This window comes from Mesorhizobium sp. CNPSo 4684 (genome assembly GCF_057784315.1).
In genome coordinates this window covers 278,611-301,351 of record NZ_JBWLUX010000012.1, presented here as the reverse complement: position 1 = coordinate 301,351, position 22,741 = coordinate 278,611, and the positions used below count along the sequence as shown (strand labels likewise).

16 protein-coding genes are annotated in these 22,741 nt (G+C 65.7%); 15 read left to right on the top strand and 1 reads right to left on the bottom strand.

Features of this window, described 5'->3' with window-relative positions:
* Nucleotide 1 precedes the first annotated feature (1 nt).
* Complete coding sequence (locus tag AC04SG_RS13835; RefSeq protein WP_488551490.1) at nt 2-2,251, top strand: DUF5682 family protein; 2,250 nt, start codon at nt 2-4, stop codon at nt 2,249-2,251.
* 2 nt (nt 2,252-2,253) lie between these two features.
* The gene (locus AC04SG_RS13830; protein WP_488551489.1) at nt 2,254-3,483 is read left to right on the top strand and encodes a VWA domain-containing protein; all 1,230 of its coding nucleotides are present in this window, start codon (nt 2,254-2,256) and stop codon (nt 3,481-3,483) included.
* A 25-nt stretch (nt 3,484-3,508) separates the two neighbouring features.
* Here the strand turns inward: AC04SG_RS13830 and tssH are convergent, their stop codons facing one another.
* Nucleotides 3,509-6,322: a type VI secretion system ATPase TssH gene (gene tssH, locus AC04SG_RS13825; protein WP_488551516.1), complete on the bottom strand. Its 2,814-nt coding sequence runs from the start codon at nt 6,320-6,322 to the stop codon at nt 3,509-3,511.
* Nucleotides 6,323-6,647: 325 nt separating this feature from the next.
* Between tssH and tssA the strand changes: the two genes are divergently transcribed.
* From tssA to tagF, 13 genes are read left to right on the top strand one after another with little or no spacing between them, the layout of a single operon-like run.
* The gene (tssA, locus tag AC04SG_RS13820) at nt 6,648-7,826 is read left to right on the top strand and encodes a type VI secretion system protein TssA (protein WP_488551488.1); all 1,179 of its coding nucleotides are present in this window, start codon (nt 6,648-6,650) and stop codon (nt 7,824-7,826) included.
* Between the two features lie 6 nt (nt 7,827-7,832).
* Entirely contained in the window at nt 7,833-8,372 is a 540-nt protein-coding gene (tssB, locus tag AC04SG_RS13815; RefSeq protein ID WP_488551487.1) for a type VI secretion system contractile sheath small subunit, read from the top strand.
* Nucleotides 8,373-8,375: 3 nt separating this feature from the next.
* Nucleotides 8,376-9,884, top strand: a complete 1,509-nt coding sequence (tssC, locus tag AC04SG_RS13810) for a type VI secretion system contractile sheath large subunit (protein ID WP_112565910.1) — start codon at nt 8,376-8,378, stop codon at nt 9,882-9,884.
* A gap of 56 nt (nt 9,885-9,940) precedes the next feature.
* Entirely contained in the window at nt 9,941-10,390 is a 450-nt protein-coding gene (locus AC04SG_RS13805) for an Hcp family type VI secretion system effector (RefSeq protein WP_192256823.1), read from the top strand.
* The gene (gene tssE / locus AC04SG_RS13800; RefSeq protein ID WP_112565916.1) at nt 10,377-11,132 is read left to right on the top strand and encodes a type VI secretion system baseplate subunit TssE; all 756 of its coding nucleotides are present in this window, start codon (nt 10,377-10,379) and stop codon (nt 11,130-11,132) included. The genes AC04SG_RS13805 and tssE overlap by 14 nt, the downstream gene beginning before the upstream one ends.
* Nucleotide 11,133: 1 nt before the next feature.
* Nucleotides 11,134-13,008, top strand: a complete 1,875-nt coding sequence (tssF, locus tag AC04SG_RS13795; protein WP_488551486.1) for a type VI secretion system baseplate subunit TssF — start codon at nt 11,134-11,136, stop codon at nt 13,006-13,008.
* Nucleotides 12,972-14,015, top strand: coding sequence for a type VI secretion system baseplate subunit TssG (gene tssG / locus AC04SG_RS13790; RefSeq protein WP_488551485.1), 1,044 nt, complete (start codon nt 12,972-12,974; stop codon nt 14,013-14,015). The genes tssF and tssG overlap by 37 nt, the downstream gene beginning before the upstream one ends.
* Nucleotides 14,012-15,499, top strand: a complete 1,488-nt coding sequence (tagH, locus tag AC04SG_RS13785; RefSeq protein ID WP_488551484.1) for a type VI secretion system-associated FHA domain protein TagH — start codon at nt 14,012-14,014, stop codon at nt 15,497-15,499. Before tssG ends, tagH begins: the two co-directional genes overlap by 4 nt.
* Nucleotides 15,500-15,502: 3 nt before the next feature.
* A complete protein-coding gene (gene tssJ / locus AC04SG_RS13780; RefSeq protein ID WP_488551483.1) occupies nt 15,503-15,955 on the top strand; it encodes a type VI secretion system lipoprotein TssJ in 453 nt (150 codons plus the stop codon).
* A gap of 57 nt (nt 15,956-16,012) precedes the next feature.
* A complete protein-coding gene (tssK, locus tag AC04SG_RS13775; RefSeq protein WP_488551482.1) occupies nt 16,013-17,347 on the top strand; it encodes a type VI secretion system baseplate subunit TssK in 1,335 nt (444 codons plus the stop codon).
* 4 nt (nt 17,348-17,351) lie between these two features.
* Nucleotides 17,352-18,677 (top strand): type IVB secretion system protein IcmH/DotU, encoded by a 1,326-nt coding sequence (icmH, locus tag AC04SG_RS13770; RefSeq protein WP_488551481.1) that lies wholly within the window; start codon nt 17,352-17,354, stop codon nt 18,675-18,677.
* 1 nt (nt 18,678) lies between these two features.
* On the top strand, nt 18,679-22,218 hold the full coding sequence (gene tssM, locus AC04SG_RS13765; RefSeq protein ID WP_488551480.1) for a type VI secretion system membrane subunit TssM: 3,540 nt from the start codon (nt 18,679-18,681) through the stop codon (nt 22,216-22,218).
* Nucleotides 22,200-22,739 carry a type VI secretion system-associated protein TagF gene (tagF, locus tag AC04SG_RS13760; RefSeq protein ID WP_488551479.1) on the top strand — a complete coding sequence of 180 codons (540 nt, stop codon included), beginning with the start codon at nt 22,200-22,202 and terminating at the stop codon, nt 22,737-22,739. The genes tssM and tagF overlap by 19 nt, the downstream gene beginning before the upstream one ends.
* Nucleotides 22,740-22,741 lie beyond the last annotated feature (2 nt).

The window sequence follows — 22,741 nt, the reverse complement described above, 5'->3', positions numbered from 1 at the left end:
CATGAGCGACGTCGCCTATTTCGGCATCCGCCATCACGGGCCGGGCTCCGCCGCCAGCCTGGTGCAGGCGCTGCGGGAGTTGCAGCCGGTCGCGGTGCTGATCGAGGGGCCGAGCGATGCGTCCGCCCTGCTGCCGTTCCTGGCGCGTCCGGAAATGCAGCCGCCGGTGGCGCTGCTTTGCTATCCCGAGGACGATCCGGCCGCGACAAGTTTCTGGCCATTCGCCGAGTTCTCGCCCGAATACCAGGCGGCGGTGTGGGCGGTGGAGAACAAGGCGGCTCTGCGGTTCATCGACCTGCCGTCATCGGCGCGCTTCGCGTCGGCGACGGAGAGCGCCGACAAGACCGATGAGGCCGACAGGGCCGAGCCCAAGGAGGAAACCGGCGAGGATGGCGAGGCAGCTTCGCATCGCGATCCGATCGGCACACTGGCTGCGGCCGCCGGCTATGAGGACGGCGAGAGCTGGTGGGCCGACATCATCGAGCAGAACCCGCAGCCGGGTCCGATCTTCGCGGCCATCGCCGATGCGATGACGACGCTGCGCGATGGCGAAAGCACGATCGCGCCGTTCGAGGCCAAACGTGAAGCGCATATGCGGCTCGAAATCGCTACCGCGCGCAAGGAGTTCGACGGACCAATTGCCGTCGTCTGCGGCGCATGGCACGTACCGGCCTTGCAGGCCGCGCACACGCAGAAGAACGACCAGGCGCTGATCAAGGGAATTGCCCGGCGCAAAAGCACGATGACATGGGCGCCATGGACGGGACCGCGCCTGGCGCTGGGCTATGGCTATGGCGCCGGTGTCGTCGCGCCGGGCTGGTGCAAACATCTGTGGCGCACGCGCGAGCGGCGCGATGCCGCGACGCTTTGGCTGGCGATGATCGCGACGGTGCTGCGGACCAAGGGCCATCTGGTCTCGACGGCGTCGCTGATCGAGGCCGAGCGGCTTGCGCGCACGCTGGCTGCCATTCGCGACCGGCCGAAACCCGGCTTCGAGGAATTGCGCGACGCGGCGATCGCGGCGCTGTTCAACGGCGAAGCGGTGCTGTGGTCCCTCGTTGAAGCCGAGCTGCTTTTGGGCGCGGATGTCGGCGAGATCCCACCCGACACGCCGCTGGCCCCGCTGATCGAGGATCTGCAGCGCAACCAGAAAGCGGCACGGCTGAAGCCGGAGGCGCTCGAGCGCGAACTGTCCGTCGATTTGCGCAGCGAAAGCGGGCTGTTTCGCTCGACCCTGCTGCACCGGCTGAACGTGCTCGGCGTGCAGTGGGGCAGACTGGCCGATGCCGGCCGCAGCCGCGGCACCTTCCGCGAAAAGTGGACCCTGGCCTGGGAGCCGGAATATGCCGTGCGCCTGGTCGAGAACCTGATCTATGGGCCGACCATCGAAAAGGCGGCCAATGGCCGCCTGATCCAGATGCTCGGCGCCGCGGCCAGCCTCGACACGCTTGCAGCGCTGGTTCAAAGCGCCATCACGGCGGATCTGTCGGAGGCCGCGAGCGCCGGTCTTGCGGCGCTGGAAGCACGCGCCGCGCACAGCAGCGAATGCCTGGAAATCCTGGCCTCGGTGCCGCCGCTTGCCGACATCATCCGTTACGGCGAGGCGCGCAAGACCGAAACCAACCGGTTGTCCGGTTTGTTGGAACGGCTGATCGTCGAGGCCGCGATCGCCTTGCCTTATGCGGTGCGCGATCTGGATGAACAGGCCGCCACGACATTGGTCGGCGCGGTGCGCAAGGCTGACGCGGCGATCCGCCTGGTCGAGCCCGGCGAAGGCGTGCTCGACGCCTGGCGCAACGGGCTGACAGGCGTGCTGGAGGGGCAGCGCTCGACGGCGGTGCTCGCCGGCTGTGCCGCGCATCTGCTCTACGAAGCCGGCCAGCTGTCGGCCGAGGACGCCGCCGGACTGCTCGGGCGCAGACTGTCGCCGGGAACGCCGGTGGTGCAGGCGGCGGGGTTCTTCGAAGGTTTCTTCAGCACCGCCGGCCAGCGGCTGATCTATGACGAGGGTCTGCGCGGCGCCGTCGATGCGTGGCTCAAATCCCTCGACGAGGATGCTTTCATCGCACATCTGCCCCTGCTGCGCCGCGTCTTCTCCAACCTGGACAGCATGGAGCGGCGGCGGCTGATCGAGGCCGTGCTCGGCCGCACCGCCAGGCTGCCGGCCGGCCTGACGCCGGCGCCGGATGGTGGCGAGGCCTGGCGCCGGCACCTGGAGCGGCTTGGCCCCCTGCTTGCGAGCGGAGCGTGACGATGGACGAAACAAACGCCGAAGGTAACGCCACTGCATCGGCCGATGGCGAGCGCGAGCGCCGCTGGCGGCTGGCGATCGGCGCCGATGACGAGGCTTCGTCTTCCCTTTCCAGCGACGACAAAAAACTGTCGTCGGCGCTCGATGCGCTTTACGGCGACGGCGCCAATGCCGATGCCGACCCGCGCAAGCGGCGCGGCGGGCTCGGCCGCTCGGCGCCGCGTGTGGCGCAATGGATGGGCGATATCCGCTCCTTCTTCCCCGCGCAGGTGGTCCAGATCGTGCAGAAGGACGCCTTCGAGCGGCTGAACCTGAAGCAGATGCTGATGGAGCCGGAATTCCTCAAGGCCATCGAGGCCGACGTCAATCTCGTCGCCGACCTGATTTCGCTGCGCTCGGTGATGCCGGCCAAGACCAAGGACATTGCCCGTACCATCATCGCCGACATCGTCGCCAAGCTGATGCAGCGGCTGGAGCAGAAGACCGCCGAAGCGATCCGCGGCGCGCTCGACCGCTCGCGGCGCACCAACCGCCCGCGCCAACGCGACATCGACTGGCCGCGCACCATCTCGGCCAATCTTCGACACTACCAGCCGGAGCACAAAACCATCGTGCCGGAAAAACTCGTCGGTTTCATGCGCAAGCAGCGCCGGCTGGTCGATCTCGACGAGGTGGTGCTGTGCGTCGACCAGTCCGGCTCGATGGCGAGCTCAGTGATCTATGCCTCGATCTTCGCTGCTGTCATGGCCTCGCTGCCGGTGGTGCGCACCAAGCTGGTCTGCTTCGATACGGCAATCGTCGACCTGACCGAGGAGCTCAGCGATCCCGTAGAGGTGCTGTTTGGCGTGCAGCTCGGCGGCGGCACCGACATCAACCAGGCGGTCGCCTATTGCGCCGATCGCATCGAGCGGCCGACCAAATCCCACTTCGTGCTGATCACCGACCTCTATGAAGGCGGCAACGGCCAGGCCTTGCTGCGCCGGCTGGCCGCGCTGGTGCGATCGGGCGTCAATGTCGTGGTGCTGCTGGCGCTGACCGATCAAGGTCGGCCCGGTTACGATCCGGCGATGTCGGCCTCGGTCGCAGCGCTCGGCATTCCGGTCTTTGCCTGCACGCCGGATCTGTTCCCGGACATGATGGCGGCGGCGTTGCGGCGCGAGGATATCGGCGCCTGGGCGGCGGGTGCCGACATCAAGCTTATCCGCGCCGAGGCGGAGACATCGCAGCAATAGAGCCGGCACAGGCTCGCTGTGAGACCTATTCGAACGAATAGGCAAACCCGTCCGCGGAAGCGCTGACCGTCACCTTGGTCATCTTCTCGCCGTCGAGCGAACGGTTCAGCACGCCGCGGCTGAGTTCCGGCAGCAGCGTGTTGGTGAGGATGGCGTCGATCATGCGGCCGCCGGACTCGATTTCGGTGCAGCGCGCCTTGACCAGCGCCATGACGCCGTCGCCGATCACCAGTTCGGCGTCGTGGCTGGCGCGCAGCCGCCGCGCGATCTTGCCGAACTGATGGCGGGTGATGGCCTCGATCATCGAATCCGACAGCGGGTAGTAGGGAATGGTCACGACGCGGCCGAGAAAGGCCGCCGGGAAGACCTTCAGCAACGGGGCGCGCAACGCTGCGTCGAGGCCGTCGAGCCCTGCCCTCACCGTGCCGTTCTGGGTCCGCTCCATGATGACTTCGGAGCCGACATTGGAGGTCAGCAGGATCAGCGTGTTCTTGAAGTCGATGCGCCGGCCTTCGCTGTCATCCATCATGCCCTTGTCGAAAACCTGGAAGAAGATTTCGTGCACATCGGGATGGGCCTTCTCGACCTCGTCGAGCAGGATCACCGAATAGGGTTTTCTGCGCACGGCCTCGGTCAGGATGCCGCCCTTGCCGTAGCCGACATAGCCGGGCGGTGCGCCTTTCAGTGTCGAGACGGTGTGCGCTTCCTGGAATTCGGACATGTTGATCGAGATCAGGTTCTGCTCGCCGCCGTAAAGTGTTTCGGCAAGCGCCAGCGCCGTCTCGGTCTTGCCGACGCCCGACGGGCCGCAAAGCAGGAACACGCCGACCGGCTTTTCCGGCGCGCCGAGCCCGGCGCGGCTGGTTTGGACGCGCTTAGCGATCATCTCCATCGCGTGGTCCTGGCCGACGACGCGCTCGGACAAGGTGGTGGCCAGCTTGAGCGCCTTTTCGGTCTGGCTGGACAGCATTCTGCCCGTCGGGATGCCTGTCCAGTCCTGGACCACGGCAGCCACCGCATTGCGGTCGACGGAGGGCAGGATCAGCGGCGTCTCGCCTTGCGCCGTGGCAAGTTCAGCCATCAACTCGCGCAGCCTTGCAAGATCGGCTGCGGGATCCGTGGGCGCCGCCTCGGCGTCCGCAAGCGCCTCGGCCTTGGCTTTGGTCGCCTTGGCCTTAGGCTTCTCGGGCTTGGACGTTTCAACCTTGGGCGGCTCGGCCTTCGGCACCTTGGTCTTTTCTTCGTCCGGCGTCGCTGTTTCGGCATCGGCCTCGTTCGCCGCAACCTCATCCAACGGCACGCCCTCGCCACGCAGCCTGGCGCGCAGTTCGAGGATCTCGGCTACCAGCGCCTTTTCGCGCTCCCAGCGCGCCTCGGCGGCGGCGAGCGTCGTCTCGGTCTCAGTAAGTCCGGCCTCGACCCGCGCCTGCCGGTCGGCCACTTCGATGCCGATCGCAGCCTCGCGGCCGATGATGCCGCTTTCAACCTCCAGCGCCTGGCGGCGGCGCAAAATGTCCTCGACCTCAGCCGGCGTGGCATGCTGCGAGACCGCGACCCTGGCGCAAGCGGTGTCGAGCAGGCTCACCGCCTTGTCAGGCAATTGCCGCGCCGGAATGTAGCGATGCGACAAGGCCACCGCCGCCTCGATCGCCTCGTCGAGGATCTGCACCTCGTGGTGCTGTTCGAGCACGCCGGCGACGCCGCGCAGCATGAGAACGGCGACCGCTTCCGACGGCTCGTCGATTTTCACCACCTGGAAACGGCGGGTCAGCGCCGGGTCCTTTTCGATGTGCTGCTTGTATTCGGCCCAGGTGGTTGCCGCGATGGTGCGCAGTTCGCCGCGCGCCAGCGCCGGTTTCAGTAGATTGGCGGCGTCGCCGGTTCCAGCCGCACCGCCGGCGCCGATCAGCGTATGCGCCTCGTCGATGAACAGGATCACCGGCGTTTCGGAGGATTGAACCTCGTCGATGACCGCCTTCAGGCGCTTTTCGAACTCGCCCTTGACGCTGGCGCCGGCCTGCATGAGGCCGACATCGAGCATGCGCACGCTGATGCCTTGCAGCGGCGGCGGCACGTCACCCTGGGCGATGCGCAAGGCGAAGCCCTCGACCACCGCCGTCTTGCCGACGCCGGCCTCGCCGGTCAGGATCGGGTTGTTCTGCCGGCGCCGCATCAGGATATCGATGATCTGCCGGATCTCCGGATCGCGGCCGACGACCGGATCGATCTTGCCGTCATGGGCGCGCTGGGTGAGGTCGGTGGCGTACTTGGCCAGTGCGGAATCCCCGCCCGGAGCCCGCCGTGGCGCCTCGGCGGCGGGAGGAGCCGCAGCCGCAGCGCCGGCTTCGAGTGAACCCTCGACCACCTCGGCGAAGCGGGCGATGACCGCGTCGGCGTCGATCTTGTCGAACTCGGCGCTGATCTTCGACACCAGGCCTTCCAGCACGGGCGTCTTCAGGCAGGCAAGGATAATATGCGCGCTGCGGACCTCATCGGCCTTGAACTGCAGCCCGGCCAGGCTCCAGGCTTCCTGGATGGCATGAAAGATATGATCGGAAAATTCCTCGATCGAGGTGGCGCCATAAGGCAGTTTGTCGACAGCCCGCGTCATGTCGCTGGTCAGCCGGCCTGCATCGATGCCGGCATCGGCAAGGATCATCTGCACATCCGAGCGCTCGGACAGCACCAGCTGCTCGATGAAATGGACAAGTTCGACGTAAGGATTGCCGCGCAGCTTGGCGCTGTCGGCGGCGGCCTTGAAGGCGCGCAGGCAGGCCGGATTGAGCTTGCCCACCAGTTCCTTGCGTTTGAAACCCTGCGATGACCGGCGCTGTTCCATCGAACGTGCTCCTGCAATCTGCCCGTCGACAGCCTGCCACATAAGCAGCCGCTTGACAAAGCGCGTCATTCAGCCGGCCGCTTCCCGTTGTGGAAAGTCCCGCGCCACCAAATGCAGACAACCACGATTTTTTCCAATTCTATGCGATGCGCTTCACATACGGGGTTGGGCAAGCACGCCATAGATTGCGCCATTCGAGATGCAGTTGCACTGGCTCGCATTAGCGCCCGTTAACTTTTGAGCGGTTTGCCGAATTGTGGTAGGGTGCAACCGTGTGCTAACGTTGGGTCACGTACGGTTTTAGAGCCGGTCGCTGGGGGTAGCTGTGATCGATCTCGCACTCTGGCTTGCTCCGTTGGACGGTGAAAATCCGTCAGGCGGAGACTTGCGCAACGATCCGGCCTTTCACGAGCTCGAGCGCCTCACCGAGCCGCAGGTCAAGGTCGTCCATGACGGGCGCAACAAGCCTGCCGCGCAATCGACGATTCCCGTCGATTGGCCTGCCGTTCTTGGCAAGGCCGAGGAATTGCGTTCGCATGGCCGCGACCTGCGCCTGCTTGTCATCGTCGCCCGGGCGCTCGCCAATGAAGAAGGGCTCGCCGGGCTTGCACAAGGCCTGACGCTGATCGCGCGGACGTTTGAGGCGCATTGGGAGACGATGCACCCGGCGCTGCGGCCCGGCGGCCAGCCGCGCGACGCAGCCTTGCGCCGCCTCAACGCGCTGGCCGACCTGCAGAATAACCAGGACGGGCTGCTGGCGAACCTCAGGCAAATGGTTTTCTTCGCCCCACGACCCATGGGGCCGATCACTGGACGCGATCTGGAACAGGGCGCGCTCGACGACCGCGTCATGCTTCAGGAAGCGGCGTCGGGATTGAATGCCGCCGAAAAGGCAGCGCTGGTCAGCGCGCATGGGCAGCTTCTGAACCGGGTGGGCAGCGGATGCGCCGCGCAGCTGGATCAGGCCGGCGAACAGATGACGGCACTGATCGCCGATGCTCACGCCGCGATCGAGGCGCTGGATGCGGTCGACACGGCGCTGAATGCCCGTCTTGAAGGCAGCGGCGCCGCCGTCCCGGAATTAAAGCGGTTTCTACAGCGTTTGCTTACGACGCTGGAGCGCAACACGGCGGTGGAAACGACGGCCTCGGCGGCGACGAATGGCGCAGCCAGCCCGGCGCCTGCCACGGCAAGCCCGGCAATGCCGGCCAGAAACGGTCATGGAGCCGAGACGATGGCAAGCTACGCAGAGCCAAATGCGGGGCTCCCCGACAGGATTTCCTCGCGCGACGATGTGGTGAAATGCCTCGACCTTGTGGTGGCCTTCTACGACCGCACCGAGCCGTCGAGCCCGATCCCGCATCTCGCCCGCCGGGTGCGCCGCATGGTGCACATGGATTTCGTTGAACTGATGGAAGATCTCGCCCCGTCGGGGCTGAAGGAATTCCGGCTGCTCGCCGGCGTTCCCGACGCCAAGAAGACTGCCCAGAAGGATGAAAGGTAGCAACACATGCCAGCCGAAAGCAAAGCGAAGGTCATCGAGCGAAATCGCGCCCCGCGCGTGCAGATCGCCTACGATGTCGAAACCTACGGCAGCCCGACGACGATCGAACTGCCGTTCGTCATGGGCGTGATGGCCGACCTGTCGGGCGCATCGCAGACCAGGGAAGCGGCAAAGACGGTGCTCGACCGTTCCTTTGTCGAGACCGATGCCAACCGCTTCCCCAAATTCATGGAAGCGCTGGGACCCAGGGTCAAGGCGCGGGTGAAGAACACCCTGCCGCAGGCCGAAGGCCAGGAGCGCGACGAAGAGCTCGCGCTCGACCTGACCTTCACCAAGATGGGCGATTTCGCCCCCGACAAAATCGCCGAACAGGTTCCGCAACTGGCCGAGATCCTCAAGATGCGGCGCCAGCTCGAGGAACTGCTCGGCTTCATGGACGGTCGCGTCGATGCCGAAAAGCGCATCGCCCAGCTGCTGAACAATCAGCCGCTGCTTCAACAGATCGCCAGCCAGGCGATGTCCGACGACGACAAGGGCGAGGAATAAACCATGGCCGAACAGCAAAAGACTGCAGCATCCGTCGCCGAAGCCGAGGCAGTCGATCTCGGCGAATTCAGCCAGCTGCTGGAAAAGGATTTCAAGGTCAAGAAGGACGACAGCGAGAAGCTGCAGCAACTGGTGCGCAACTTGGCGCTGGCGGCGCAGTCGCGCTCCGAGACGACGACGATTTCGTCGAACTCGATCAAGTCGATCAAGTCGCTGATCGCCGGCATCGACAAGATGCTGACGACGCAGGTCAACGAAATCCTGCACGCCCCGGAAGTGCGGGAGATGGAAGGCACATGGCGCGGCCTTTGGTATCTCATCAACAACACCGAGACGGATGCGAAGCATCTCAAGATCCGGGTGATGAACATCTCCAAGGAGCAACTGGCCGACACGCTTGAAGACTATGAAGGCCAGATGTGGGACCAGAGCCCGATCTTCAAGAAAGTCTATACGGACGAGTATTCGATGCTCGGCGGCGAGCCGATCGGCTGCATCGTTGGCGCCTACGAGTTTTCGAACCATCCGCGCGACGTCGGCCTGCTGCGCAACATATCCGGCATCTGCGCCTCGGCGCACACGCCGTTCATCGCCGCCGCCTCACCGCGGCTGTTCCGTATGGACAGCTGGCAGGAACTGCCCAACCCGCAGGACCTGCAGATGATCGTGAACAATCCGGCCTATGCCTCGTGGCAGTCGCTGCGCGAAAGCGAGGACGCCCGCTATATTGGCCTCACCATGCCGCGTGTGCTGGCGCGGCTGCCCTACGGGTCCGAGACCGTTCCGGTCAAGGGCTTCTCCTTCGAGGAGGAGGTGCATGGCGACCACAACAAATATGTCTGGATGAACGCCGCCTTCCCGATGGGCGTCAACATCAACCGCAGCCACAAATTGTTCGGCTGGGGCACGCAGATCCGCGGCGTCGAGAATGGCGGTACGGTGCTCAACCTGCCGGTGCACGCTTTCCCGACGGATGACGGCTCGATCGCGATGAAATGCCCGACGGAAGTCGCCATCGATGATCGGCGCGAGGCGGAACTGGCCAAGCTCGGCCTGATGCCGATCCTGCACCGCAAGAACACCGATCTGGCCGCCTTCATCGGCGCCCACTCGCTGCAGGACGACGAGACGCGTGCCGGACGCCTTGTCGATCCCGACGCTCAGTCCAATGAACGGCTCTCCGCCAACCTGCCGTATCTGTTCCCGGTTTCCCGTTTCGCGCACTACCTCAAGGCCATTGCGCGCGACAAGATCGGCTCGTTCAAGGAACGCTCCGACATGCAGATCTGGTTGACCGAATGGATCAACCGGTACGTGCTGGCCAATCCGGCCTTCGCCGACGACAAGGCGCGCGCCAAGCGTCCGCTTGCCGCTGCCGAGGTGCAGGTCGACAGCGTGGAGGGCCGGCCGGGCTACTACAACGCCCGCTTCTATCTGCGCCCGCACTACCAGCTGGAAGGCATCAACGCCTCGCTCAGGCTGGTGTCGGAACTGCCGTCTGTGAAGACTTGATTGCAGCAACCAAAACTTTTTTCGTTTGAAAGCGGTGGAGAAAGAAAATGCCGACCATGAAAATCGATGGTTTTTTGAAAGTTCCGGACATTAAGGGCCCCAGCACCCGCGACGGCCACGACGACGAGATCGAGATCCATGGCGTCGACTACAAGATGGTGGCGCCCTATGACCCGAATTCGCTCTCGCGCCGCGGCCGCGTGTCGATGGGCATGATCAAGTTCACCAAGCACTATGACAAATCTTCGCCCTATCTCGCGAAGGCCCTGTTCGAAAACAAGGCGCTGGACGAGGTCAAGTTCTCTGCACGGCGGACCATCGACGGCGAGAGCAAGGACTATCTGGTCGTCACCCTGACCGATGCTTCGATCATGGAATACGACATGTCGCAGGCCGATGACGAAGCCGACCTGATCCAGGAGGAGGTCTCCTTCGCCTACAAGAAGATCAAGTTCGTCTATGACGACAATGACGAAGCCGAAATGGATGTCTATGTCGGCAAGTGAGGGGCGTGCAAAGCGCCCTGCCGCGGACAAGGCACAGGCGGGCGGTTCACGGGCCAAGCGCGAGGCAGTGCAGCCTTCGCTCTGGGACCGCCTCGTCAACGATTTGCCCGGCCTGAGTTCCGAGATAGACGGGCTCAGGCAGGCTCTGCATGACGAACTCGGCGAGGAGCGTCTGGACGAGCTCTTGGCGGACGGACCGAGGCGCATCGACGCCGACGATGCGCTGAACCCCGATCAGAAACGCCGGCTGCACCGGCTGGCGTTTCAGAACCGGCATCGCGGCGAGCTTGAAAGCCGCGGCATCGTGGTGTCGCCCGACGTGCTGCGCGAGGCCGTGCGGCGCGACATCGAGGCGTTGTTCAACACCGAACGCTTCGAGTCGACGCCCATGCTTTCCGATCTCGAGGCCGAGCAGATGACCGACAGTCCGACAGCGCTGGACGACTTTCCGGAGGTACGCCGCAGCGTGGTCAATTATGGCGTGCCGTCCTTCTCCGGCCGTTCGTCGCGCGACTTCGATCGCGATGTTCTGGCGCGTGAGATCCGTGCCGTGCTCGCCACCTTCGAGCCTCGGCTCAAGGAGAGCGCAACGAAGGTCTCGGTCAATCTTGGCGACAAGACCGGCCTGAAGATCGAGATCGACGCCGTGCTGATCATGACGCCGACGCCTGAGCGCATGCGCCTGCGCACGACGATCAATCTCGACAACGGCCTGGCGCGCACCGAGTTCAGGGAAGCCTGAGATGGACCGGGTCTTCGTAGAATATTACGAGGAAGAACTGTCCCACATACGCGGGCTGGCGGCGGAGTTCGCCGACATGCATCCGGCTGTCGCGCGCAATCTGTCGCTGGATACGGTGCCGTGTCCCGATCCCTATGTCGAGCGGCTGCTCGACGGCGTCGCCTTCCTCGCCGCGCGCACGCGGCTGAAGGTGGACGCCGAACGCTCGCGGTTTTCGCGCGCCATCCTCGACGTGCTCTATCCCGATCTCGTCACGCCGGCGCCGGCCACCGCTATGGTGGTGCTGAAGCCCGGCCAGCAGGTGCAGACCATGCTTGCCGGGCATGTCGTCAAGCGCGGCACGCGGCTGGTCTCCAGCCTACAGGCCGGCCTGTCGACACGCTGCACCTTCACCACGGCACAGGACATGACACTGTTCCCGATCGCGATCAGTTCGGTCGGCTATTTCCAGGACCGCAGTGCGCTTGCCGCCGCCGGTATTGGCCCGATCGGCGGCAGGGCCGGCGAAGCGGCGCTGCGCATCACGCTTGCTCCGATTGGAAAGGTCCAACTGGGCGAACTGGCGCTCGACCGGCTTGACCTCTACTTCGCCAACCGCACCAAGGCGCCGCTGACGTTCGACGCGATCTTCGGCGTCTGCTCCAGCGTCGGTGCAAGACCTGAAGGCAAGACCAATCCGCTGTCGCCTCTGCCGGCGCCGGAGATGGTGGGCATCGCCGATGCCGAGGCGATGATGCCGCGCACGCGGCCGACCTTCGAAGGCTACCGCCTGCTGCGCGAATATTTCATGATGCCCGAGCGCTTCCACTATGCGCGCGTAACCGGCTTGCAGCCGGTGGTGCGCAAATGCCAGGCGGGGCTCGAGATCGTCTTTCTGTTCAGGCGTCCGGTGCCCGAACTCGCCGATCTGACGCCGGCGGATTTCGAACTTTTCGCGACGCCGATCATCAATCTCTTCGAGCGCGAGTGCAACGTCATCGAGCTCGACCAGCGCAAGACGCGGCAGGTGCTGCACGCCGACCGCACGCGAGCGCGCGACTTTGAAATATACCGGGTCATTCGCGTCGAAGATGCTGACGCCGAAGGTCCCGATGCGGAAATACCGGAGCTCTTCAGCCTCGGACAAAACCGTGGCAGCGGCTGGGTGTACTCGACCGAGCGGCGGCCGCGCCGGCCAACCGAGGACGAGCGCAGCCAAGGCGTGACGCGCACCTCCTATGCCGGCGACGACGTCTTCCTGGCGATCTCCCGCCCGGTCCACAGCCAGGCCAACCGGCCGCTGAAGCGCGTCGACATCGTGGCGCTTTGCACGAACCGCGACCTGGCCATCCTCGACGACACGCCGACCCTGACGCTGGAAGCCGGCGACCCGGTGGAGACGGTCCGGCTGCTCGGCGCGCTGCGGTCGCCGCAGCCGGCCATTCCGGCAGCGCTGCCGGCCGGCGCTGACGGCGAGTCGCGCGCCGATGACCTGGCCTGGCGGCTGGTGTCGCAGCTGGCGCTCAACTTCCTCAGCCTGGCCAAGGAAGGCCGCGGCGTCGATCCGTTGCACGCGCTGCTCGATCTCTATGCCGAGCGCGGCGATCCCGGGCTTGCCCGCAATGTGCGCTCGATCGTGCGCATCGACTCGCGCGCGGTGATCGAAAGGCTGGCGATCGAAGGACCGATGTGTTTCGGCCGCGGCACGGAAGTGACGCTGCATGTCGACCAGTCGGTGCTGGCAGGACAAAGCACCTTGCTGCTGTCGGGTCTGCTGTCGCGGCTGTTTGCCCGTCATGCCGGCATTAATGGGTTCGTGCGCACCCGCACGCGTTTGCTCCAGAAACAGGAGGATGTGCCATGGCCGATGACGCCCGGCAATCGCTACCTGATCTAGAGCGAGCCGCAACCCTGTCCGAGAGTTTCGACTTCTTCGAACTGCTGCGCCGGCTGGAACGGCAAGGCGGGCTGTTCGGCCATTCCGGCCGGCCGGACCGCGAGCCGGCAAGGCTCGGCCAGAATGTGCGCCTGTCCTTCGCGGTGCAGGACGTGGTGGATTTCCGCGAGCCGACGGACAAGTCGCCGGCACGCGTTACGGTCAACAATCTCGGCCTGCTCGGACCCGAAGGGCCGATGCCGCTGCATCTGACGCGCTGGGTGCTCGATCGACTGTCGCAACGCTGGTATGCCGGTGCCGAGGCACGACAGACGAGCGACACGACCTTCGTCGATTTCGTCAACATCCTGCAGCACAGGATGATCGCGCTCTACTATCGCGCCTGGGCGGATGCGCATCCGGCGGTGCAGGTCGAACGCGGGGTCGGGGGCCGCGTCCGCTCCATGCTGGAGGCGATGGCCGGCATCGGTCTGCCGGGTACGCAGAATACCGAACTCGACGCGGTGAAGCTTCGCCAGGCCGCCTCGCTCGCTGCCCAAGTCGACGGCCCCGAGCGGCTGACGCTTTTCCTGGCCGAAGCCTTCAAGGTGCCGGTGGTGCTGAAGGAGTTTGTCGCCGCCTGGCTGACCATCCCGAAGGTGTTGCAGACGCGGCTTGCCGGCAGCTACGCCACGCTCGGCCGCAGCGCTACCATCGGCCCGCGCAGCTTCAGCCGGCAAAGCCGGATCGAGCTGCGCATCGGGGCGCTGAGCTACAAGGACTACAAGGCCTTCCTGCCGGGCGGCGAGCGGCTGAAGCTGTTGAAGCAGGCGGTGCGCGACCTGATCGGCGAGACCATCGATGTCGATCTGAGGATCGTGCTTGCGGCAAAGGCCGTGCCGCCGGCGAAGCTCGGAACCGTCCAGCTCGCCCGCACCACCTGGCTGGCGCGCAATCCTGAGCGGGGAGATGCCGACGACATGCGGCTGCGGACCATCGTCGGCTGGCGGGAAGAGGTGGCGGCATGAGCCTGCTGCTGACGCTCGAACAGGGACCACGCGCGCAAGTCACGCGGCAGGCCCGGCTGGACGAGGGTGAACTGGTGATCGGCCGCAGCGCCGACGCCGACTGGCAGATCAACGATCCTGACATGTTCGTCTCGCGCGCCCACTGCAAGATCACCAGCAAGCAGGGCGGCTATTTCGTCACCGACACCTCCAGCAGCGGGCTGTTCATCGACGATGCCGCCAGCCCGCTCGGCGCGGGAAATTCGGCGCGCCTGCAAAGCGGCATGCGGCTGCGGCTGGGCGACTATGTCGTATGGGTCGACCTGCAGGCAGCGACGACCGAAGCGCCAGCCTCCAGGCCTTCGGTGCCAGATGCCAGACCGGCGGCATCACGGGCGCCGGTCAGCCTCGGCGGCGACGATTTCTTTTCGTCTATCACCGACGAAGAGCCGGGACGGCCGCGACCCGCCGACCTGCCCGATCCGTTCGAGAAGCCGGTGCCCGGCGCTTTCGCGCGCGCGCGCTCCGACGAACGCAGCTCGCAGGCGTTCGACGATCCATTCAGCCTCGACCCGGTGGCGACGCCGGCGCCGGAGGCCGCCACCGACAAAGGCGGCGGCAAGCCGCTGTTCGACGACCCCTTCGGCCTCGACTCCGCGCCGCTGTCGAGAGAGCCGAACAGATCCAGCTCCGAGAAGCCGCCGGCCTTTGATGACGGGTTTGGTTTTGGCCCTGCCGAGTCCACCAGCCTCGACGCCGGCGTGACGGATGGCGGCGGAAGCGATGCGCCCTCGCCTGCCCCCTCTCCCGCGCCTTGGGATCTGCCCGTCCGCGCGGCCGAGCCATCGCCACGGCAGCCACCACCAGCCCCGTCTCCACCGCCGCCGCGCGCTCCTGTCCGGCAAGCCGCGGCGCGGCCGCCGGCCGGACAGTCGAACGCGGAATTGCGCGCCGCTTTCCTGCGCGGCATGGGCATGGACGAGGCCGACTTTCCCGGCCGCGACCCGGTGGCCGATATGGAAAAATTCGGCCGCGAATACAGGCTGATGATGGAAGGGCTGATGCAGCTTTTGCGCAAGCGCGCCGAAGAGAAGGGCAATGCCCGCGTCGCCCAAACCGTGGTTGGCGCATCCGAGGTCAACCCGCTCAAATTCCTGCCCTCGGTCGACGATGCGCTGGTGACCATCCTGGCCGAGCGCAGCCCCGGTTTCCTAGGCGCCGAGGCGGCGATCCAGGACGCGGTGCGCGATCTGGCGCAGCACCACGTTCGCGCCTGGCGCGGCGTGCAGGGCGCACTCAAGCGCATGATCGATCGCTTCGATCCGGCGGCGATCGAGCAGGAGCTGAAGTCGAGTTCTGCGATCGGCAATCTGCTGACCGGCGGGCGCGGCGCCAAGCTCTGGGAACTGTACCAGAAACGCCACAGTGAAATCGCTCACAGCGCCGAGACGCGCTTTCTGGGCGAAATCGGCGCTGATTTTCGAGACGCATATGAGGAGGACTAGGACATGATCGACAGACGCGAATTCATTCTTGCCTTGGGCGCGACGGGACTGCTGACGGCTTGCCAGAGCGGCCCGCCGAAACCGTCCGTCATAACGGTCAATCTTGCCGGCGGCGCCGGCATGAACCCGGGACCGGGCGGTGGCGACAGGCCGGTTACCGTAATGATCCTGCGTCTGAAGAGCACTGGCGCCTTCAATTCTGCCGATTATTTCGCCCTGCAAGGCGGTGCCGGCTCGGCACTTGGCGCCGATCTCGTTGGCTCCGACACGATTTCGGTCGGACCCGGCAAGACCGCGTCGAAGACGATCACGGTCGAGCCCGAGGTGGCGGCGTTGGGCTTCGTCGCGCTGATCAGGGAACCCACCGGACGCAACTGGCGCACGACCAAGTCGGTGTCGCCGGGATCGAAGTTCACCGTCAATGTGAAGCTCGGCAGCGGCGGCATTTCCGCCTAGCGGCGAAAGTCCGCAAAGCCGCACCAAGGTGATGAGCAGGAAGCAGAGAGTGCCGGCATGAGCGATGCAAACAGGGTGCTGTGGTCGGAGGGGCTTTTCCTGCGCACCCAGCATTTCCAGCAACAGGACCGCTTCTTCGAGGCGACGGTGCGCGGCGCCTTGCAGGCCGGGCATCTGCACACGTTCGGCTTTCGAACGCTGACGCTCGACCAGGCACTGCTCGATGCCGGCCAGATTTCGGTGCTTTCGGCGCGCGGCATCTTTCCCGACGGGACGCCGTTCTCGATCCCCGAGACGATGGATGCGCCGCGGCCGCTGGCGGTGACGCCGGAGATGGGCGCAGGACCGGTGCTGATCGCGCTGCCGCTCGAACCACCCGGCGGCGTCGGCTTCGACCCGGCGCACGCCGAGCCGTCTGGCGCGCGCTATCGCGGACGGATCGTGTCGGTGCGCGACGCCGTGCATGGCGGCTCCGACCCCGAAGAAATCGAGATTGCACGACCGCAGGCGCAGTTGCTGGCGCCGGGTACAGCGGTCGGAGGCTACACCGCGCTGCCGGTGGCCGAACTCAAGGGCGTGCGCGCCGATGGCGGGGTGGCGCTCGACGACACCTTCCTGCCGCCGACCTTGGTCATCGGCGCGGCCTCCTGGTACAGCCGCCTGCTGCAGGAGGTGGTCACCGGCCTCGACCAGATCGCCGAGGCGCATGGCAAGATGGTGCTGGGTGGCCCCGGGCGCAGCGTCGAGGATCTTTTGATCCTCAATCTGGTCAACGCCGCGCGGCCGCGGCTGGCGCACATGCTGGCGCAGGACGTGTTCCATCCGGCCGAGGTCTATATGGAGCTGGCCGGCCTCGCCGGCTCGATGGCGACTTACGGCTCGAGCGCGCGGCGGCTCGGCGAACTGCCTGTTTACGACCACATGGCGCCGGGCCCGGCCTATTCGGCGCTGGCCGACGCGTTGCGTTCGCTGATCCTCAGCCTGCGCTACATCGAGCCGAAATCGCGCGCGCTGCCGGTCATGCGGCATGCCACCAATGTGTGGAAGATCCGCATCGACAACCCGAAGCTTCTGGTGGCGAGCCGGATCGTGGTTCGGATCGGCTCCGAACTGTCGGAGGATGCCTTGCGCAAGATTTTCGTCAACCAGGCGACGGTCGGCTCGGCGAGCGAATTCGAAGGGCTGTGGAAATCGCGCCTGCCCGGCATTCCGCTGAAGCCATTGCATTCGCAGCCGCGCGAAATTCCCTATGACGGCGACCGGCTGTGCCTCGAACTCGACCAGAAAAGCGAGCACTGGGCCTCGCTTCTCGAAGCGCCCGGCTTTGTGATCGGCGTTTCGGGCGTGCTGCCCAGCGAACCGCAGGTCGACTGCTACTCGGTCAACAGGTGAGATGATGAGCAGGGACGATCCATTCGGACTGTCCGAGGATCGGGAGCGCACGCGCATCCGTCTGAGCGGAGCGCCGACGCCGCGCGCCATGCCCCTGCCGGCATCGGGCGTCACAGCCAGGCGTTCCTCGCGCGCGCATCCGAACGTTCTCGTCAACGCGTTCTCACCCTTGCTGGAATTTGCGCCCGAACTGGAAAACGCGCTGCCGCCGGAGAATCCGGAAGCGCTGCGCACGAGGCTGCTCGATGAACTCGTGCGCTGCCGCGATGCCACCATGGCGCAAGGCTCGTCGCTCGAGCGCGCCGACCAGGCCGCCTGGCTGGTGGCGGCGCTGCTCGATGACCTCGCGTTGAACACGCCTTGGGGCGGCGCCAGCGCCTGGCCGCGCCAGCCGCTGGTGGTGATGCTGCGCGGTGACGTCGACGCAGGCGCGCAATTCTTCGCCCGCCTCGAAGACCTCGAGCGCCATCCCAACCGCGACCGCGAAATGCTGGAGCTGCAATATCACTGCATGGCGCTGGGCTTTCGCGGCAAATACCGCGTGCCCGGCCGCTCCGGCGACCGTTCGCTCAATGCCGTCCGCGTAGCGGCGGCGCGTTTCCTGCGCGACAACGACGCCGAAGGCGCACCGTTGTCGCCCAACTGGAAGGGCGTGATCGCATCCGACGAACCGCAGCGCTTCATCGTGCCGATCTGGGTGATGGCGGCGGCCGCAGCAGTGATCGCGACAGCCATCCATGTCGGCCTGTCGATGGGCCTGAGCAGCCAGGCGGTCGAGCTTTCGGCGCTGGTGCGCGCACTGCCGCCGCCGACACGCGCCGATGTCACCCGCGCCTCGCCGAAGGTCGACGCGCCGCCGCCGGTGGCCGTGGATTTCGCGCTGCTGCCGGAGTTCCAGGCAGCGGCACCGGACGAGCTCAAGAAAGCGCTGAGCGGCACCGAGAGTGTCTCGCTGGCGCGGCTGGTCATCCAGGCCTCCAACCCCGAACTCTTCCAGTCGTCGCGCGCGCAGCTGACCGACGGTTTCGATCCGCTCATAGCTTCGGTCGCCAAGGTGATCCTCGAAAACCAGGAGCTGATCGGCGATATCACCGTGGTCGGCCACACGGATGGTATTCCGCTACAGAAGACCAATCCGCTGTCGACCAACCAGCGGCTGTCGGAGGCGCGTGCCGCCGAGATTGCCGACATACTGATCCAGAACGGCGTGCCGAAGGATCGCGTGCGCTCCGAAGGCCGCGCCGCGACCGATCCTGTCGCCGACGACGGCACACGCGAGGGGCGGGCCTTGAACCGCCGCGTCGAAGTGCTGGTCGAAAAGAGGCTGTGACATGTTCATCCTGCGCTTCCTCTGGGCGGTCCTGACATCGCGTTTCCTGTGGACGCTGATCGGGCTGGCGCTGCTGTCGCTGATCATCTGGGTATTCGGCCCGATCGTGCGGGTCGGCGACTATGTGCCGATGGCAACGGAAACGGTGCGCATCGTCATCATCGCGCTTCTGGTGATCTTCTGGCTGATCTGGCTGATCGTCGCGCAGCGCCGGGCGATCCGCGCCAACCGCATGTTCGTCGCCGAGATTGCCGCACCCGTCGAAGAAAAGCGGCTCAGCCCCGGTGAGGAGAACGTCGCCGCGGTCGGCGCCAAATTCCAGGACGTCATGGTCGAGCTGAAGCGGCGCAAGCTCGGTGGCCGCAAATTCCTGCGCGAGATGCCGTGGTATGTGATCGTCGGCCCGCCGGCGACCGGCAAGACGACGGCCTTGCGCCAGTCCGGCCTCAACTTTCCGATCGACCTGACCGACGATCTGCAAGGGATCGGCGGCACCCGCAACTGCGACTGGTTCTTCTCCGAAAACGCGGTGATGATCGACACTGCCGGCCGCTATGTGCAGCAAGAAAGCCAGCCCGACGTCGACGCCGCTGAATGGCTGGGCTTCCTCGACCTGTTGAAGAAGCACCGCGGCCGCCGCGCGCTGAACGGCGTTATCGTCGCGCTTGGGATCGATGCGCTTTCGGACGGAGACGAAGCCGTCAAGGCGCATGGCCGCAAGATTCGCAGGCGACTGGCGGAGCTCGAGGAGCGGCTGGAAATCCGGCTGCCGGTCTATCTCATGCTGACCAAGGCCGATCTTATCAGAGGCTTCGAGGCTTTCTTCGGCGGCCTGTCGACGCAGGCGCGCGAACAGGTTTGGGGCACGACCTTCCCTCTCGACGCGCGCGTAGACGCCAAGACGATCGCGGGCGAAATCTCGACGCTTTCGAGGGAGCTCGAAAAGCGGCTGGTGCCGCGGCTGGAAGACGAAGACAAACTCGCCGAGCGGGCGGAGATCTTCCGCTTTCCCGCCCAGCTGCAAAGCCTGTCCGAGCCGATCCAGGTGCTGGTCGAGGCGATGTTCGGCGAGAGCCGCTACGAGGAAGCCGCCTGGCTGCGCGGCGTCTATCTGACCTCGGCGACCCAGGAAGGCGCGCCGATCGACCGGCTCACCGCCGCACTCGCCTCTTCCTTCGGCCTGCCGGCGCGGCGTTCGATGCCGGCGCAGCGTTTTGAGAAGCGCAGTTTCTTCCTCAAGAACCTTTTGACCGAAGTGATCTTCAAGGAGGCCGGGCTCGGCACGTTCGATCCGCTGGCGCAGCGCCGCCGCAGCTGGATCTGGCGCGGCGCCGCCGCTGCCTGCGCGGCCGCCGCTATCCTGGCCGGTTCGCTGTTCGCCTGGTCCTACTACGACAACCGCAACGCCATCGCCGCGCAGGCCGGTCAGTTCGAGGCGCTGCAAGCGCCGCTGACGTCGGCCGCCGCGACGCCCGCCTCGGTGCAGCAGCCGGCGATGGACGTTGCCCTCAACGCCATGGATGAGGTCGCCAATGCCAGGACTGCGCCGCCCGACAAGGTGCAGGATCTGCTCGGGCCATCAGCTTCCGCCGAACTGATGCGGGCGCAGGCCGACACCTACGACCACGCTTTGCGCAACGTGCTCGAGCCGCGCATGGTGGCGCTGCTGGAAGCGACGATGTGGCGGCAGATCCGCGATCCGGATTTCATGCTGGGCGCGCTCAAGACCTACCGCATGATGACCGGCCTGTCGCAGATGGATTCGGATTTCGTGCAGAATTGGTGGGTGAACGACCTGCCCGAATTCGCACCGGCCGCACCCTTCCCGACCGCCGATGCGGAAGAACACCAGCTGGCCGCGATCCGCCGCATGGCGGTCGACGACAGCTACATAGCGCCCGACCAGGCGCTGGTCGCCGAAGCGTTGAAGACGGTGTGCACGATCTCGCTGCCGGCGCGTGCCTACAAGCAGTTGCTGGCCGACCCGGCGGTGGCCGGATTGAAGGAATGGATCCCCGCCAATTTCGCCGGCCCGAACGGCGCCAAGGTGTTTTCGCGACGCTCCGACAAGACGCTGCGTGTCGGCATATCAGGCGCCTTTACCTATGACGGTTTCCACGATGCGATCCTCGACCGGGTCGAGGACGTCGCCGCCCAGGCAGCACTCGACCGCGCCGTATTTGCCGGCGGCTGCTCGGAGAATTCCGAAACGTCCGTGTCGGCGCTGTCGGAAGACATTCTGAAGCTCTACTATGACGACTACATCGCGCAGTGGGACAGTTTCCTGCGTGACATGCGGCTGGCGCCGCTGAGCGACCTCAACATTGCCAGCGAGAATCTGAAGGACCTTTCCAGCGCCGATTCCGCGCTGAAGCGGCTGTTGACGGCCGTCGTCCAGGAGGTCGACCTTACCCGCTCTGACGAGGCGCCGGCGACCGACGACAAGGCGGCGGCGAAGGGCGGCTCCAAACTGCTGGGCAAACTCGGCAAGCTGGGCAAGATCGTCAAGACAGGCGCCAAGCTGTTGCCGCGAGCCGGCTCGGCCAGCGAGGTCGACCTGACCGGCACGCTGGTGGCCGAGCACTTCAAGCCGCTCAAGAGCACGATTGCCGAGGTCGACGGCCAGCCGCCGGCGCTTGACGCCGCGGTGGTGGCGCTGACGGCGCTGTCCAACGTGCTGCAGACGGTCACCGCCAATCCCGACCCGCAGGATGCGATCAAGAAACAGGGCGGCCTTGCCGAGCTGACCGGCGCCGTCGCCAGGCAGGCGCAGATCCTGCCCGATCCGGTCAACACCTGGCTGAGCGGCATTGCCGGCGACACCAGCGGGCTGACGCAGAAAGCCGTGGCCTCCGAGCTCAACGCAATATGGCGTGCCGACATCCTGCCCTTCTGCCAGGCTGCGCTCAACGACCGCTATCCGTTCAGCCCCGACAGCGCCGTCGACGTCAACGTGCGCGACTTCGCCCGCCTGTTCGGGCCGGCGGGTATGATCGACGCCTTCATCAACGACCATCTGATCAGCTATGTCGACACCTCGGCGCAGCCGTGGAAATGGCGCGCCGATTTCGGCCTCGACCCGTCCGCGCTTGCCGCCTTCGAGCAGGCGCGGCGCATTCGCGACGATCTCTTCCCGGGTGGTCAAGGTCCAGTGATGGCCTTCACGCTGGAGCCGACGGACCTGTCGCCCAACGTCACCCGCGTCACCCTCAATCTCGACGGCCAGAGCCTGGTCTACTTCAACAATGCGACGCGGCCGCAGCCGATGACCTGGCCCGGCAAGGACGGAACCGGCGTCATCTCGCTCGCCTTCCAGCCGATCGACGGCTCGCCCGAGATCATGCTCAACGAGACCGGCAGCTGGGCGTGGCTGAGGATGCTGCGCGGCGGCCGCTTTACCGGCACCTCGCTGTCCGATGTCTACAGCCTGCGGCTGGGAACGAAAGGCATGTACGCCGACTTCAAGCTCAAGGCGGCGAGTGTCGAGAACCCCTACAACCTCCAGATGTTCAAGAAATTCTCATGTCCGCCGCAGATATGAACACCGGCTTTTTCGGCAAGATCCCGGCGACCGGAGATTTCGTCGCCGCAAACCTGCCGCGGACTTTCATCGACCGCTGGGACCGCTGGATGTCGATGGAGCTGCGCGAGAGGCCGGATGAGGGAGAACTTGATCCACGCGTGTGGCGCTTCATCGTCCAGGCCGGCATTTTCGGCGACCAGCCCTGCGCCGGTGTCTGGCGCATGAGCGAGGATCGCGTCGGGCGGCGTTACCCCTTTGCCGTCGTGCGGCTAGGCCCGCCGCCTGAGCCGGCCGATCCCTGGTTCGATACGGTGGCTGAACTGCTGCAACGCTGTGTGGAGGAGCATTCCTCCCAATCGCGGCTGGCTGATTATCTTCAGGAAGTGGAGGCGCCTTTAGCAGGTGAAGACATGCAGAGGATCGCGTTCTGGAGCGACGATTGGGAGGTAAGGGAGTTCAGATTCGCCGACATCCATGATCTTGCGGCCAATGCCCTGCCGGCCATGCGCGCGGCACGGACTGAAGTCGGGGTACGCTGACC

Bases quoted from the DNA above. Each gene is read 5' to 3' on its own strand.
- AC04SG_RS13835 (WP_488551490.1), top strand. From the start codon at position 2: ATGAGCGACGTCGCCTATTTCGGCATCCGCCATCACGGGCCGGGCTCC.
- AC04SG_RS13830 (WP_488551489.1), top strand. From the start codon at position 2,254: ATGGACGAAACAAACGCCGAAGGTAACGCCACTGCATCGGCCGATGGC.
- tssH (WP_488551516.1), bottom strand. From the start codon at position 6,322: ATGGAACAGCGCCGGTCATCGCAGGGTTTCAAACGCAAGGAACTGGTG.
- tssB (WP_488551487.1), top strand. From the start codon at position 7,833: ATGCCAGCCGAAAGCAAAGCGAAGGTCATCGAGCGAAATCGCGCCCCG.
- tssC (WP_112565910.1), top strand. From the start codon at position 8,376: ATGGCCGAACAGCAAAAGACTGCAGCATCCGTCGCCGAAGCCGAGGCA.
- AC04SG_RS13805 (WP_192256823.1), top strand. From the start codon at position 9,941: ATGAAAATCGATGGTTTTTTGAAAGTTCCGGACATTAAGGGCCCCAGC.
- tssE (WP_112565916.1), top strand. From the start codon at position 10,377: ATGTCGGCAAGTGAGGGGCGTGCAAAGCGCCCTGCCGCGGACAAGGCA.
- tssF (WP_488551486.1), top strand. From the start codon at position 11,134: ATGGACCGGGTCTTCGTAGAATATTACGAGGAAGAACTGTCCCACATA.
- tssG (WP_488551485.1), top strand. From the start codon at position 12,972: ATGGCCGATGACGCCCGGCAATCGCTACCTGATCTAGAGCGAGCCGCA.
- tagH (WP_488551484.1), top strand. From the start codon at position 14,012: ATGAGCCTGCTGCTGACGCTCGAACAGGGACCACGCGCGCAAGTCACG.
- tssJ (WP_488551483.1), top strand. From the start codon at position 15,503: ATGATCGACAGACGCGAATTCATTCTTGCCTTGGGCGCGACGGGACTG.
- tssK (WP_488551482.1), top strand. From the start codon at position 16,013: ATGAGCGATGCAAACAGGGTGCTGTGGTCGGAGGGGCTTTTCCTGCGC.
- icmH (WP_488551481.1), top strand. From the start codon at position 17,352: ATGAGCAGGGACGATCCATTCGGACTGTCCGAGGATCGGGAGCGCACG.
- tssM (WP_488551480.1), top strand. From the start codon at position 18,679: ATGTTCATCCTGCGCTTCCTCTGGGCGGTCCTGACATCGCGTTTCCTG.
- tagF (WP_488551479.1), top strand. From the start codon at position 22,200: ATGTCCGCCGCAGATATGAACACCGGCTTTTTCGGCAAGATCCCGGCG.